Annotated in this window: 8 protein-coding genes and 1 pseudogene; 6 read left to right on the top strand and 3 right to left on the bottom strand. The window is 39.2% G+C overall.

Annotated features, from left to right (window positions below):
* The first annotated feature begins 15 nt into the window (after positions 1-15).
* From AC1EU2_RS07670 to AC1EU2_RS07660, 3 genes and pseudogenes are all read left to right on the top strand, one after another.
* Positions 16-1,791 (top strand): hypothetical protein, encoded by a 1,776-nt coding sequence (locus tag AC1EU2_RS07670; protein WP_480297555.1) that lies wholly within the window; start codon positions 16-18, stop codon positions 1,789-1,791.
* 375 nt (positions 1,792-2,166) lie between these two features.
* Positions 2,167-4,740: an ATP-dependent chaperone ClpB gene (clpB, locus tag AC1EU2_RS07665; protein WP_480297554.1), complete on the top strand. Its 2,574-nt coding sequence runs from the start codon at positions 2,167-2,169 to the stop codon at positions 4,738-4,740.
* A gap of 158 nt (positions 4,741-4,898) precedes the next feature.
* Positions 4,899-5,275, top strand: a pseudogene (locus AC1EU2_RS07660) (transposase).
* A gap of 7 nt (positions 5,276-5,282) precedes the next feature.
* Here the strand turns inward: AC1EU2_RS07660 and AC1EU2_RS07655 are convergent.
* On the bottom strand, positions 5,283-7,274 hold the full coding sequence (locus AC1EU2_RS07655) for a hypothetical protein (protein ID WP_480297553.1): 1,992 nt from the start codon (positions 7,272-7,274) through the stop codon (positions 5,283-5,285).
* Positions 7,275-7,500: 226 nt separating this feature from the next.
* On the opposite strand from AC1EU2_RS07655, the gene AC1EU2_RS07650 reads away from it, so the two are divergent.
* The 3 genes from AC1EU2_RS07650 to AC1EU2_RS07640 all read left to right on the top strand — a co-directional run bounded on the left by AC1EU2_RS07650 (position 7,501) and on the right by AC1EU2_RS07640 (position 13,838).
* Positions 7,501-7,995, top strand: coding sequence for a GNAT family N-acetyltransferase (locus AC1EU2_RS07650; protein ID WP_480297552.1), 495 nt, complete (start codon positions 7,501-7,503; stop codon positions 7,993-7,995).
* A gap of 239 nt (positions 7,996-8,234) precedes the next feature.
* A complete protein-coding gene (locus AC1EU2_RS07645) occupies positions 8,235-11,078 on the top strand; it encodes a hypothetical protein (protein WP_480297551.1) in 2,844 nt (947 codons plus the stop codon).
* 90 nt (positions 11,079-11,168) lie between these two features.
* On the top strand, positions 11,169-13,838 hold the full coding sequence (locus tag AC1EU2_RS07640; protein ID WP_480297550.1) for a TonB-dependent receptor domain-containing protein: 2,670 nt from the start codon (positions 11,169-11,171) through the stop codon (positions 13,836-13,838).
* A gap of 57 nt (positions 13,839-13,895) precedes the next feature.
* On the opposite strand, the gene AC1EU2_RS07635 is transcribed toward AC1EU2_RS07640, so the two are convergent.
* Together AC1EU2_RS07635 and AC1EU2_RS07630 are read right to left on the bottom strand one after the other, a co-directional pair.
* Complete coding sequence (locus AC1EU2_RS07635) at positions 13,896-14,222, bottom strand: hypothetical protein (protein WP_480297548.1); 327 nt, start codon at positions 14,220-14,222, stop codon at positions 13,896-13,898.
* Between the two features lie 26 nt (positions 14,223-14,248).
* Entirely contained in the window at positions 14,249-14,959 is a 711-nt protein-coding gene (locus AC1EU2_RS07630) for a hypothetical protein (RefSeq protein WP_480297547.1), read from the bottom strand.
* Positions 14,960-15,058 lie beyond the last annotated feature (99 nt).

Raw genomic sequence — 15,058 nt, 5'->3', positions numbered from 1 at the left:
GTAAGGATCGTTTATATGGCTTCTAATGTACCAAATGTGCAAAGTGGTGTAGGTTGTTTTTATGATGTTTCTCACCTTCAAAAGTATCAGCTGCCAAGTCAAATTGAAAAGGAAATTTCTGACTCACCTCTAACACTTAATGATTGGCCTGATGTTGCGATGGTTTTTAGTCAACTAACGAAAGGTGATATTGCAGAGCTTATTAATTTACATTCTAAACAATTAAGCACAATGAATTCACTCGGTGCATTCAATGATGAGGAGTTTGCGTACCATTATATAAATGCAATTAAAGAGTCAGGAACTACCCCTAGCATGAGAACCCTTGCAAAAGATTTAGCTGAACTAGGCGAAAGGGGGCAAACTGAGCGAATAATTCGTTTATTCCCTGCAAATGAGCCAACATCATTAATAGAGTGTGCAAAGAGTGGTGTAATAAAATCATCTGACTTTCAAGATGTTAAAGGTCTTGCAGATGGAGTTTCAATCTTAGAAGGCGAGAGGTTTAGGATTCTTGCAGGCTATTTGGGAATTCCTTTAGTAAGATTGAGAGGCGTTCAAACTGCGCAACAACTTTCAGAACTCATCATTTCCTACTCTGAAGAGAGAGAAGAGCAAAACATTTCTTGGCAGCAAATGCTTGAAGCGACTCATAAAGTAGGGTTAATCGATGAACAAGAATATTCACCTAAGATGCGATTAGCAGTAAATGAAAAATTAAAAGATCGAAGAGGGCTTTTAAATCTAAAAGAAAACAAAAGTTTTGCATCTCAACAGAAATGGGTTTTAGATGATGAAACGCTCCCTGTTACTAAAAAATATTCGACCAAAATTGTACCTCAGGCTTCAAACCCCTTTTCTCCACAAAAAGAGTTATTGTTTGATAGTGAAGAATTAACTCCACAAGCTGAAGGAAGTAATTTAAGTAGACTTCAGGTTGAAGGATCTTTAACTCCTACAAATTTAACTACAGAAACTGGAGAATACCTTACTTCTAGTCAATGCGATATGGATGCATTGTTAGATAATCAAGGAGGGGAGGGGCAATCATTACACTCCCAAGAACGGTACGATAATAACGGTCTTAGCTTACTTTCAACATCTTTTACTCAAGATGAAGAAGGCGAAAAAGCATCTTTAGCAATGCCAACAGGACAGTTACCCCCTGGACCAACGCCTACAACGGTACATACCATGCTTCGCCCACACAGTAAATCAGTCGCAACATCAGCATTTGAACATGATATCCCTCAATTTAAAAGCGAGCATAGAGTTCAAGCTTCTAGAAATACATCTAGGTTTACAGCGATAAAGGTAATTAATCTAGAGGCTTCCCCTAAACCGCAAAAAGCTTTCTTTTCAGGTTTGGGTATAAGTGATTCTGAATTACCAGCAGATCTAGTAGTAAAGCCTACCCCTGAATCTATCATTGCACCAAGGATAATTTTGAAAGCAAACCTCAAAGCTGAAAATATACAAGAGCTAGAAACATTACTCTGTGAGGTTAGTGATACAGATCTTGAAAGTTTAGTGTTATCACTTTCAAAAGCACATCAAAAGAAAAAGAGAGATTATTACAAAATACCTTCAACTTTGTTATTTGTTCCCTTTAATGAAAGTCTTGTTCAATCGTGGCGTCAGCAGCAAAAATGCTTCCAAAGGAGTGAACTACTTTCGATATTGACTGAGGAATCAAATCATTGTTCTTTAGCTGATATTTGTATTGGCTTAACTAAACATGGCCGTAAAGAACTAGCAGGGAATATAAAGAGAAGCTTCCAATCAAAGTAAAATGTGAATTATCGCTAGCTTTAATATCATTTTACGACGTTGCAACTTCATGGCATAGATACGGGGATGACTCGTCTCAGAGCCATGTATTGCAATAAATCTGGACACGATAATTTTCAAAAAACTTATCGTCAGTTGCTCATAGGAAATTAATAGTTTTTTATTATGTGCTGGCACCTTCTTTTCGAGGTGTCGACTGTAGTTAGAATATTATTTTGCATTGGATAAGAAGCCTCAAACTAGTAATCCTGTAATGATAAAAGAAACATTTTTTATCAGGCAATTGAAATTCCACATTCTTCCCCCATCTATTAAGCATATAAGGCTCAAAGTTTGAGCTAGACTTCATTGTGATGTGTTATCAAAGGAGGCTATATGCGACTCGATAGGATGACCACTAAATTCCAACAGGCGCTTTCAGACGCTCAGTCAATGGCGCTGGGTAAAGATCACCAATATATCGAACCTATTCATTTAATGTCATCTCTGTTAAATCAAGATGGCACGACTATCGCACCGCTGCTCACAGAAGCAGGTATCAACGTTAAAAATTTGCGTTCCGGGTTATCGAAAGAATTAGAACGTTTTCCTGTGGTTGAAGGTGCAGGCGGTGATGTTCAGCTGTCTCAAGCGTCGGGACGAGTTCTAAATTTGTGCGATAAGATGGCGCAAAAAAGACAAGATAAGTTTATTTCCAGCGAATTGTTTGTATTAGCTGCGTTAGAAGCCAATGATGTTTTAACGAAGTTATTAAAAGATAACGGTGCAACGAAAGATAAATTAGAAAAAACCATTGAGCAGTTTAGAGGTGGTAAAAACGTGGACGATGCTAATGCAGAGGATCAACGTCAAGCGCTAAAAAAATATACGGTAGATCTAACAGAACGAGCAGAGCAAGGTAAGCTCGACCCCGTTATTGGTCGAGATGAAGAGATTCGACGTACGGTTCAAGTATTGCAACGACGTACAAAGAATAACCCGGTGTTAATTGGTGAACCTGGTGTGGGTAAAACTGCCATAGTTGAAGGTTTAGCGCAACGTATCGTAAATGGTGAAGTACCAGAAGGGATTAAAAATAAACGGGTATTATCGCTTGATATGGGGGCTTTGATTGCTGGAGCTAAATACCGTGGTGAATTCGAAGAACGGTTGAAAGCTGTGTTGAACGAGTTGTCTCAGCAAGAGGGGCAAATCATCTTATTCATTGATGAATTGCATACCATGGTTGGTGCGGGTAAGACTGACGGTGCGATGGATGCGGGCAATATGCTTAAACCAGCATTAGCTCGTGGTGAGCTTCATTGCGTTGGTGCAACAACTCTGGATGAGTACCGTCAATACATCGAAAAAGATGCTGCTTTGGAGCGTCGATTCCAAAAAGTGTTAGTCGAAGAGCCAAATGTTGAATCAACCATTGCCATTCTTCGTGGCCTAAAAGAACGTTACGAACTGCATCATCATGTAGAGATTACGGATCCCGCTATCGTGGCAGCTGCAACTATGTCACATCGCTATATTTCAGACAGGAAATTACCAGATAAAGCGATTGATTTGATTGATGAAGCTGCATCTTCTATCCGAATGCAGATGGACTCTAAGCCAGAGCCTTTAGACCGACTGGAGCGACGAGCAATTCAACTTAAGCTTGAAGAGCAAGCACTTATCAAAGAAAAAGATGATGCGAGTGCCAAACGTTTAGAAGATCTGAGATCAATCTTGAATGAAGTTGAGCGTGAAGTCGCTGAGCTGAATGAAGTATGGCATTCAGAAAAAGCGGCATTGGCAGGTACACAGCATATAAAAGCCGATTTAGAGCAAGCAAGACATGATTTAGAAGTCGCACGACGTGCCAGTGATTTGGCTCGAATGTCTGAACTGCAATACGGCAAAATTCCTGAACTAGAAAAGCAACTTGATCTAGCATCGCAAGCTGAAATGCAAGACATGACTTTGCTTCGAAACAAAGTGACAGATGTTGAAATTGCAGAAGTACTTTCAAAAGCGACGGGTATCCCAGTAGCCAAGATGCTCGAAGGTGAAAAAGAAAAGCTGCTGCAGATGGAAGATGCGTTACATGAGCGTGTCATTGGTCAAAATGAAGCGGTTGAAGCTGTGGCTAACTCTATTCGTCGAAGCCGAGCGGGGTTGTCTGATCCTAACCGTCCAATTGGTTCATTCTTATTTTTAGGCCCTACAGGTGTAGGTAAAACAGAGCTGTGTAAATCGTTAGCCACGTTTTTATTTGATACTGAATCTGCATTGGTTCGTATCGATATGTCTGAATTTATGGAAAAGCATTCTGTTGCCCGTTTAGTTGGTGCTCCTCCTGGGTATGTCGGCTATGAAGAGGGTGGTTATTTAACCGAAGCCGTAAGGCGTAAGCCATACTCTGTGATCTTGTTAGATGAAGTGGAAAAGGCACACCCTGATGTGTTTAATATCTTACTTCAAGTATTAGATGATGGTCGTTTAACGGATGGGCAAGGCCGTACGGTCGACTTTAGAAACACAGTTGTGATAATGACCTCAAACTTAGGCTCAGACATCATTCAAGAACATGCTGCAGCATTAAATTATGATGAGATGAAAGAAGCGGTAATGGGCGTTGTGAGTCAGAATTTCCGACCGGAATTTTTGAATCGAATTGATGAAACTGTGGTGTTCCATTCATTAGCTCAAGAACACATTAAGCACATTGCAAGCATTCAAATTGATAACTTACGCAAACGTTTAGCTGATCGAGATTACGAACTTGAATTGAGTGAAGAAGCGTTAGATTTAATTGCAGAAGCAGGGTTTGACCCTGTATACGGTGCAAGACCATTAAAACGCACAATTCAAACAGAGATTGAGAATCCGTTAGCCCAGCAAATCTTACAAGGTAAACTGATTCCGGGTAAGGCGATTAACGTTATTAAAAAAGATACTGAATTAACATTTTCACAGTGATTGTAATAAACCCGCAATATTCATTACGGGTTTATTTTTAATTTACAGCCCTAAACCACCTACTTCAGTAGGTGGTCATCATCCAAAGGGCTTTGCCTGAAGAATCTCTCATATTAAAGCCTCCTTTGATTTTTTGCGAAGTCATAAGGAGACTAAACATGAGTAGGTACAAACAAGCATCGCATGTATTTTGGCACTGTCAATATCATATAGTATGGACGCCAAAATACAGGTTGAGGTTTTTGAAAAATAATGTAGGAAAAGAGGTTTATAGGCGCATACACGTCTACTGCAGTCAGCTAGGTTGTGAAGTTGTCGAGCTAAGTGTTCAAGTAGATCATGAAAGGAACAAATAGCTGTAAAGTTATTCAGCAAGTTTCAATATTTGAGAAAGAATAAACTTTGGGGTAATCATTTTTGGCAAAGAGGGTACTTTGTTAACTCAATTGGAATTAACGAAGAAATCATAAAGCGATATGTAAGGCATCAAGAAAAACAAGAACGGCAGGAGCAACAGCTGCTTGCATTAGATTAAGCTTTTACTAAAAGCTCGAGGTCTTACTTCTGCTGGATTCGATTATCACAAAGTCCCCACTATCTTCTGGCTCCAGCTCTAGTTGCTCGAGACAATTTCCTTTCATTAAAAGTATCTCTAAAAATTCTTTTATATTAGGAGAAGGGCATTCTTGAATTAATTGAAAGACCGACTTTTCTCCACTTGTTATGCTTATTAATTGTAATAGTTGACCTACCGAAAACGCATGTCTTAATAATAAAGGCACAATTTTTTCAGATTCTTCGCTATTTAATGCTGCCATTATAGATTCTGAACTATCCATAGTCAGAGGGACTTTTTTATCAAACAATAAATTGACGGCTTCAACGGGGCAGTATTGAAGCGCATTGTTAAGTATTGTTTTTGCAATGTCTGAAGATGGCACAAAAGATTCATGATTAATATAAGAGATTAATACAGCCATTAGTGTGCGGTTGACTTTTGTGGGGGAGGAATTTCTTGCAACTTTACTAAGCAATGCTTTAACACATTCCGGAGGTAAATCAGGCTGGTAGGCTTGCAAAATTTTTAAATAAGAGAAGGTGTTTTTTTCTATAAGGCAAGCAAAAAGGTTTATGAAAAATTGAGACTCAGATTGAGAAACTAGTTCGATTAAAAAAAATGTTAGATTTAAGTCTATTATAGTAAGAATATCAATTTTAGATAAATCATCCCCATTCTCCAACCTCGATAATACAGCAATCATTAAGTAAGTGTTTTTTTCATTGATAGAGTTTTTTAAAATAGAAAGTACGCTGTTTTTTGGTAATTTAGGAAGAGTTGTTTTACTTAAAAGGTTTAAAAGCAGCTCCCCCTGATTTTCTGACAATAAAAGCTTTGTAGTATTTTCAGGAATGTTTTCCGGATTATTTATGTGCGCTAATATGATACGTAAGGCTATCATGTCGTTAGCTTTAGTTGCTAATTCGAGATAGTCGTTGATGTCATCTTCATTAAAAGTATCTGAGTCCATCATTGGTTTTAATAGGACGTACCTTTTTTGTGAAATGGCGAACTCAAATGGACTCATGGTCTTTTCAAAATAATTATTTATAACGTTAGAGTTAATTTTTTTTGAAACGGTAAACTTTTGGCTTACGTCAGCACCTTTCTTTATCAGCAATAAACTAATCGCATCCTCACCAACTAACACACTTTGACATAAGGAAGAAAGCCCAAAGTTACTTATACTATCTACACTTTCGCCCATAGAAATGAGCTTTTCAACAACTTGGTAATGTCCACTATTTGCCGCTGTAAATAGTAACGGCCATCCTTGTACTGATAATTCAGGGTTTGTAGACAGTAATAATGAGCAAGTTAAACCATATTTTGCAGGTGAATTAGTTGCCGCCTTTAATGGAGAAAAATTATTTCTCTTTGTTTTTATGTCTGTTGTTGCACCTAACTTAATAAGCTTGCCAACTAATATTGGCCAATCATTTTCCTCACAACAGGTAGTCAAACAAAGACTTAGCGATTTGGTGTCTAAACTTTCGCCATATTCTTCGAGTAAATACTGAAGAATTGTATAGTGCTCGTTTAAAGCCAAAAGTTCTAAAACTGATACTGTTTTGTTCTGATCAGTGATTACAGAGTTTAAAGGAACCCCTTTGGTGAGCAATTCAAGTATTTTTGGAAAGTCGCCATTTTTGCAAGCTTCGCAAAACTCCTTTTCCCTACCATTAAAGCATATTTTAAATTTTGTAATGACTCTAGAATGCTGTAATGCTGTTCGCGGTTGTGCCTTTTCTCCGTCATGCCAAAGTTGCCACGACTTTCCTGACGGTAAAGTATCTTGCTGGAGAGTTATAGAGTAAGTTTTTTCTTTTTTATATACCTCTTTAGGATTGAGCGTAACTTCCACAAGACATGTATTTTCAGTTGCGTTAACTCGAGTTAAGTCACTAGATGAAAATGAACAGTCGAAAGTCCTCGGATCAAATGTTCCGTGTACTTGAAGGGGTGAAGTTGCCAATACTTTTAGCCATAAAGAGTTGCCATTTGGATATATTATATGTTTGTTTGTTAATGTAATATCTAGATGAAATATAAATAATGTTCAGTTAATAAAAATAAAGTACTTTTAATATCTACACACTTTAAATAGATATTAAAGGCTGTTAATTTAAGTCAATTTTGGTAGTGTGATTATATTGTTTTAGTTGCTCAATAAGAGCTGCAAGATATTAACAAAGGAAGTTATGAGTAACGTGCAAATTCGCCATTCGACTGAAGCCGATATCCCAGCAATTGTTGATTTATATAAACAGAAAAGTGTTTATGCCAATACGCTGCAGCATCCATACCCCAATTTAACTTATTGGACACGTCGATTGACCAACCTTCCTGAGGGGAACTATAGCTTAGTTGCGGAAATCGATGGCAAAGTTGTTGGTCAGTTGGGAATGGAAGTGTGTACAAGGCCAAGACGTAAACATGTTGCAAACTTGGGGATGGGTGTGTGCGAATCTACAAGGCGAAAAGGTGTCGGAAAAGCATTGCTGAAGGCCGCATTAGAGCTCGCACATAATTGGCTAGCCGTTACTCGAGTTGAACTTGAAGTTTATACTGATAATCATGCAGGCATTAATTTATATGAAAATTGCGGCTTCGTGATTGAAGGGCAAATGAAGCACTATGCGTATAGAGATGGCACGTACGTTGATGCATATTTGATGTCGCATATGATTTCTTAAATTGCTATAAATGATGGCTGTTCTAGTGCGATAATATTCGACTGATTCTCTTACTAGAGCAGTATAAAAACACCTACCAACAATATCTTATCTAGTACTTTGCTCCTATCGATTGAAATATAAATGACACAATAAATAAACAATTTAGAAATAAAAGTGCAGTCCTTTTGTCATTTTATGCAGGTAATTTTGTCGTGTCCAAAAACTAACCTGATAAAAATCCGTCCTCGGAGAAGACAATGGAACTGAAGAATATATTTAAACTTGGAGCGCTTACAACTGCTTTGGCACTAGCTGGCTGTGGTGGCGATGTAAATATTAAAACTGGAAGCGAAACTGTTGCTCCTCCTGTTGCTCCTCCTGTTACTCCTCCACCAGCAAATCAACAAACTCCTGAAGAGAAAGCTTACAGTGGCTTTGCAACAAAAAGTACTACATTGGCTTCTGTAGACGGTAAACAAGTTTGGGTATTAAAAGGAACATTAGCTCCTTCTTCTTCAGCTTCTTCAATAGGAAGCTTTGGTGGTCAAGATGGTAATCGTATTGTTTTAGGAAACGATGTTGTATGGCAACTTGAAGGTGCAGTTGTTGCTGGTGGCGACAACGTAAACTCTGTTGAACTTGAAGTCATGGCTGGTACCAAAGTACTTGGTGCAAGAGAATCTTATGTAGTGATTAGCCGTGGTTCTATGATCAAGGCTGAAGGTACTGAAGCAGCCCCTATCGTATTTACTTCTGTTGAAAAAGGCATTGGTCAAGCTGGTGCTCCTGGTCAGTGGGGAGGTCTAGTTTTACTTGGTAATGCTCCAGTAAATACTTGTCCAGATCTATCGAACTGTTCTGCTTCGTTCGAAGTAGGTAACCACAATTATGGTGGTAATGATTCAGAAGACAATTCTGGTGTTCTTAAATACGTTCGTGTTGAGCATGGTGGTTTCAAAATCAACGATACTCAAGAAATGAACGGTGTAAGTTTTGGTGCTGTAGGTAGTGGAACTGTAGTGAGTCACTTACAAGTTCACGATAATAACGATGATGGTATCGAATTTTGGGGCGGTAGCGTTTCAGTTAAAAACGTAGTGTTAACAGATAACTTTGATGACTCATTAGATTGGACCAACGGTTGGACAGGTTCTGCTCAACATATCTATATTCGTCAAAAAGATAATGGTTCAAACCGCGGTATTGAAGCGGACTCTAATTCAGATACCAATGTTGACCCAAGATCAAATCCTCGTATTTCAAATGTAACGATTCAAGTTGCTGAAGGTAAAAACTCAGGCGGCGATGACGCTGAAGGTATTTTACTGCGTAAAAGCACTGGCGTTATGGCTCATAACATCCTTGTGAAAGGTAAGCCTGCTTCTGGTGAGTGTTTAGAAATTAATGGTGATACAACTGTTGAACATGCGCAGGCTAATGGCCTAGTTTTTACTCACAGCTTGGTTGATTGTACTGAACCATTTAAAAATGCTAAAGCAGATGCAGATAAAGGTACAACGTTAGTTTATGACGTTGAAGCATGGTTTACAGAGCAAGAAGGTAATTTAACTGTTGCTTCTGACTTGAATGGTTATATGCCAAACCCTTCATCTCCAGCATTGACTGGTGGTAAAGCTGACCTGTCTACAGCTGATTCTCGTTTAGATAACGCAGAATATATTGGTGCATTTGACGGCGAAAACGATTGGACTACGGATTGGACAATCGATATTCACGACAACGCTTCACCAGCGCCAGTTCAAGAACTTCCTGAATTAACGTCTTGCCCAGCAGGTACAATGTCTGAAGGCGTTCCTGCAGGACTGTATTCTGATGATAGCGTTTCGTTAGTGTGTTCTCTTTCAGGCAACGTAACATCGCCAGTAACATTATTAGCGGGTTCAAACGTACTTTATAAGCTTAAAGACGGTGCTGTAGTTATCGGTGGTGATAACGAAAACGCAACGACTCTAGGTATTCAAGCTGGTACAAAGCTATTTGGTGAGTCTGGAAGTTATATTGCCGTAAGCCGTGGTTCTAAGATTATGGCTGAAGGTAATGAAAGCAATCCAATCATCATGACTTCAGAAGAAGATGTGATTGCAGGTGCTACACCTGACCGTGGTCAATGGGGTGGCTTAGTACTCCTTGGTAATGGTGAAACGAATAAGTGTAGTGATAAAACCGATTGTGATGTTTCATTCGAAGTTGGTCAGCACAACTACGGCGGTGACAACAACGCTGATAGTAGTGGTCAATTAAGCTACGTCGTTGTTAAGTACGCTGGTTTCAAAGTAAACGACACACAAGAAATGAACGGTATCTCATTTGCAGCAGTGGGTAGTGGCACACAAGTTGACCACATCCAAGTACATGCAAACGGCGATGATGGCGTTGAGTTCTGGGGTGGTGCGGTAAATCTTAAGTATGTTTACCTAACAAACAACTTTGATGACTCTTTAGATTGGACAAATGGTTGGACTGGTAAAGTTCAGCATCTATTCATCACTCATGAAGATGGTCAAGCTAACCGTGGTATTGAAGCTGACAGTCACAAAACTGATGATGCAACGCCAGTATCTAAGCCTATGATTTCAAACGTTACCATTCTGCCTGGTGTAGACGTTGAAAATGCAAGTGGTGATAAAGGCGAGGGTATCTTACTTCGCGTAGCAACGGCTGGTGAGCTTCACAATGTACTGGTGCAAGGTCGCAAGGGTAGCACCGGAGAGACTGAAACAGGTGAATGTCTTGAGCTAGACGGTACATATCCAACACTGGTTAACAATGTTGATGATGGTGAATTGGAAATGACTCACTCAATCATCGATTGTAATGAGCCATTTAAGTACAGCTCTGAAAATGACGCAACTGCAGATGCAATTGATGTTGAAGCTTGGTTCCTAGAAGACGGTAAGAATAATGCCGCTACAGAGGTTTCTCTGATGGCTTCTGGTGTACCAGCTGAAGGCGAGTCTAAGCTGCTTGGCGCAGGTAAAGATATGAGCACAGTTGATAGCTTCTTCGAAGCAACTGATTACATCGGTGCATTTGGAACTGAAGACTGGACTGCAGGCTGGACGTTTAAGCCACAGCAGTAATCAATGAGAGGCCAATTCAGCTGAGTTGGCCACCTCCAGATTAAAGCCGCAATTTGCGGCTTCCTTCAATCTCACAGGAAAGTCATAATTATGAAAACCAAGCCGAACTTTTCAGTTAACAAGTTGAGCCGTGCTGTCGCTTTAGCGATGTCTGCCGCTGCAATGCTCACCACTTTTCCAGGCTATTCGGCAGACGAAAACACCGATCCTAAAGAGGACTTCCCAATTGAGCCGATTGAGGTTATTGAAGTTCAAGGTCGTCTAAGAACTGCAGCTTCTGCGGCAATTGAAGAACGTCGAGAAGCACCAACGGTTGCAGACTTAATGGGAGCAGAAGAAATTAGCCGAACAGGTGATAGTGATGCCGCTGCCGCACTGCGCCGTGTTACGGGCTTGACGCTCAAAGATGGTAAATTCATATACGTTCGTGGTTTGGGTGAACGCTACTCATCGACATCATTAAATGGTGCGGTTGTACCATCACCTGATCCAACGCGTAATGTAGTGCCTTTAGACATGTTCCCTGCATCAATCATTGATTCATTATCGGTGCAAAAAGCTGCGTCAGCGGATATGCCTGCGGCCTTTGGTGGCGGTCATGTTGATATTAGAACAAAATCAATTCCGTCAGATTTTTTCTTTAAAGCTAAAATCGGTACTCGTTACAATACGAACGATTCAAAAGACACTTATACCTATAATGGTGGTGGGGATGATTGGCAAGGTAAAGACGATGGAACTCGTGCTATGCCTCGTTCAATCAATGATACTATCGCTCAATATGGTGGTATTTCACCGATTGATATTTTAACGGGTTCAAATGGGAATATCGACTTCCCAACCGCTCAAAAAATTAATCGTTCGTTAATTGGCGATATGTATCGCGATATGACGATCAAAGGTGAAGATACAGATTTAGGACTCCGTGCAAATGCTGCAGTTGGAAACAGCTGGGATATTGGCGAAGAGTCAATGTTCGGTTTTGTTGCTGCAACTTCATATAAAGCTCAATCAGAGAATTATACAAAAACAGAAGTTGAACTTGATGGTGACAAAGAGCAAGTTCAAGTTGAAAACTCAAAAGACGTAATGGGTACAGATTCAATCGTTCAAATTTCTGGCATGTTCAATATGGGATTCGAGTTAAACGAAAACCATAAGATTGAAACTTATACCACTTATTTGCGTGATACTTCAGACGATGTGTCTATTTCACTTGAAGAAACCATTGATACAATCAGTGAACCTAATGCATTACTCGTGAACGATATTGAATATCAAGAACGTACGTTAATCAGTAATCAAATTAGCGGTAAACATTACCTAGAAGATCTTTGGGACATCGAATTAGACTGGATGTATTCTGATTCTCGTTCACGTCGATATGCACCGAGTGAATTATCTTACACTTATAACGTGATTGTAGGTGAGAATGGTGAATATTCAGAGCGTACATTGAATACTCAAGATGCACCTAAATACGTATATAGCATCCTTGAAGATGATGTAGAAAATTATGGTTGGAGCTTAACTTATCCAATCGATATGGGTGATACCATCATTAAGCTACGTGCTGGCTATCAATATAATGAGCGCATCCGTAATAGTTTTGCTACTCGTCTTGGGCTTGAAGTTGGTTTAGCGCCAACAGGGCCTAATGGAGATATTTTAGGTCGCGATTTTGATCAAATTTTCTCTGATGACAATATTGAAACCAATGTACTTGATGTTGAATTGAGAGATGCTTCAACAGATACAGAAGACTATGTAGCCGCAGAAAAGAATGACGCAGGTTTTGCTAGTATCGATATCGATATTGATGATGTATGGCGTATTTATGCTGGTGTTCGCTATGAAGACTTCCGTCGTACAACATTACCTTTAACTCCAGAAGGTGAGATCTCAGATGAAGGCGGACGTTATCAAATTACTGATTACGTTATTGTTGAAGACGGTTGGTTTCCATCGTTATCTTTGACTTGGAAGGACAGTGATACGACACAATGGCGTTTAGGTGCGAGTAAAACAATCGTTCGCCCTGATTTGCGTGAAGTCTCACCGGTTAGATTCCAAGATCCAATTACCGGTTTTGATTTCTTTGGTAATCCAGAGCTCACAAGTTCAGATATCATTAACTTCGACTTGCGTTGGGAATGGTATTCTGATGATGGTAATAACTTCAGTGTTGGTGGATTTTATAAGGATGTTGAAGCACCCATTGAGCCTGTACAACGTATTTCGGAAGCTGGGCGTCAGCTTAAGTTCTACAATGCGGAATCCGGTGTAATTTATGGTATCGAAACTGAGTTCTTACATGACTTAAGCTTCTTAGGTGATATTGGAGACAGCTTCTTTGTTGCGGGTAACTTAACGCTGAGTGATTCAGAAATCGAAATTCAACCAAATGGTGAAATCGACCCTACTAACTTGAAACGCCGTATGACGGGGCACAGTGAGTGGGTAGCCAATTTGCAGTTGAGTTTTGATTCACCTGATGAAATGCACAGTTCAACTCTGGTATATAACGTGTTCGGTGAGCGAATTGCTTATGGTGGACGTGGCGGTTTAGATGATGTTTATGAGCAGCCATTCAACAGTTTAGATTTCACTTATACGTATTTACCTGATGAGTTCTGGTCATTTAAGTTAAAAGCGAAAAATTTACTTGGTTCAGAGACAGAGTATAAGCAACAAGGTGTTAAAGTGTACTCTAAAGATCCTGGTACTGAGTTTACGTTTGAAGTGAGCTATAGCTATTAACTCTAAAAGTTTGAGTAGTCACGTCATTATGTGACTACTCAAATTACATTTCTATTTCTAAACTTTTCCATCATGAAGTACGTCTTGGATTGTACCATTCATCATTGATAGTTCACTGGAAATGCCATTCATGGAGTCCTGTGTTTCTTTTGCAATATCAGTGAATGGTTTCATGTTAATTTTAGGCAAGTTTGAAGTTGATAAGCTCTTTATTGCTTTTTCAATTTCATTACCACTCATGGCTTTTTTAGTGTCACCAGCAACAACACTGTTCAAAATATCTTGTATTGATTTATCAAGATCTTTTTGAGTTTCTTCCCGCACCTCTTCTTTGTGGCTTATTTGAGCAGTTTGAACTCCACTAGTACTTCCGATTGAAGTCATAATTTTACTCCTACAGCGATGGATTGTTAGTGACTTAAGGCGGTTTTTACTTTTTCATTGATATCACGGAGCTCGCCTTCTAAATCTGTCATGGATAAGTGCGTGTTTTTTGCTGTGTCGGCTAATTTTCCATTAACACCTTTATGTAATGCAGCAGAAAAAGGGGGCTGAGGCATTTCACCCTTATGATTAAATGTTTTCAAATGTGAACAAATGCTATCTCCTGCACTTAAAGATGCTTGGTCGACGTCTTTCAAAAACTGAACCTGTGATTCTAATGTTGCTTTTTTGAGTGTATCACTGGTCTTTTGTAATTGTGATTCATCCAATTGTACTTGGGCTATATTTTTTTCTAATTCAGTTTCAATATCTTTTAGTTTTGTAAGGCCAGTTTCTAGCTCTTTTTGTTTGCTCTCTATATCCCCAGTGTCTCTTCCCGCTTTTTTAAGTTCGGATATGTACTGTTTTCCTTTATCAAGTTTGTCTTGAAGTATGGTTATTTGTGCTTTAAATGGTGTATTAGGATCAACATTATGCTTTTGCTGCGGAGGAGTGTGTTTTTCTAATTCCTCTAATAGCTTATTTAATGTTTCTTCGGAAGAGAGCTTACTCCATTGCTGAGTAATTTTTTCATCAGTAATTCCATTCGGTGTATTCATTGACCCATCGGGAAGCTCTTTTAGTTCCGATGGTTCTTGATTTACTGACTGAGTTGTTACGTTACTGATAGAGCCCATCTCATTCTCACTTCTAATGACAAAACTCGGTAAAGAGTCTTTTATGATGACTTTTCAATCTAAAGCTAGCTTATCGATTGAGGTTATAGGTCAAATTAA

The sequence above is a fragment of the Parashewanella sp. 2304DJ23-3 genome, assembly GCF_056591695.1.
Note: the sequence above shows the minus strand (reverse complement) of the source record. Positions and strands in the feature narration are given on the sequence as shown.

Coding starts and splice junctions, on each gene's coding strand:
- AC1EU2_RS07670 (WP_480297555.1), top strand. CDS start 16: ATGGCTTCTAATGTACCAAATGTGCAAAGTGGTGTAGGTTGTTTTTAT.
- clpB (WP_480297554.1), top strand. CDS start 2,167: ATGCGACTCGATAGGATGACCACTAAATTCCAACAGGCGCTTTCAGAC.
- AC1EU2_RS07650 (WP_480297552.1), top strand. CDS start 7,501: ATGAGTAACGTGCAAATTCGCCATTCGACTGAAGCCGATATCCCAGCA.
- AC1EU2_RS07645 (WP_480297551.1), top strand. CDS start 8,235: ATGGAACTGAAGAATATATTTAAACTTGGAGCGCTTACAACTGCTTTG.
- AC1EU2_RS07640 (WP_480297550.1), top strand. CDS start 11,169: ATGAAAACCAAGCCGAACTTTTCAGTTAACAAGTTGAGCCGTGCTGTC.
- AC1EU2_RS07635 (WP_480297548.1), bottom strand. CDS start 14,222: ATGACTTCAATCGGAAGTACTAGTGGAGTTCAAACTGCTCAAATAAGC.
- AC1EU2_RS07630 (WP_480297547.1), bottom strand. CDS start 14,959: ATGGGCTCTATCAGTAACGTAACAACTCAGTCAGTAAATCAAGAACCA.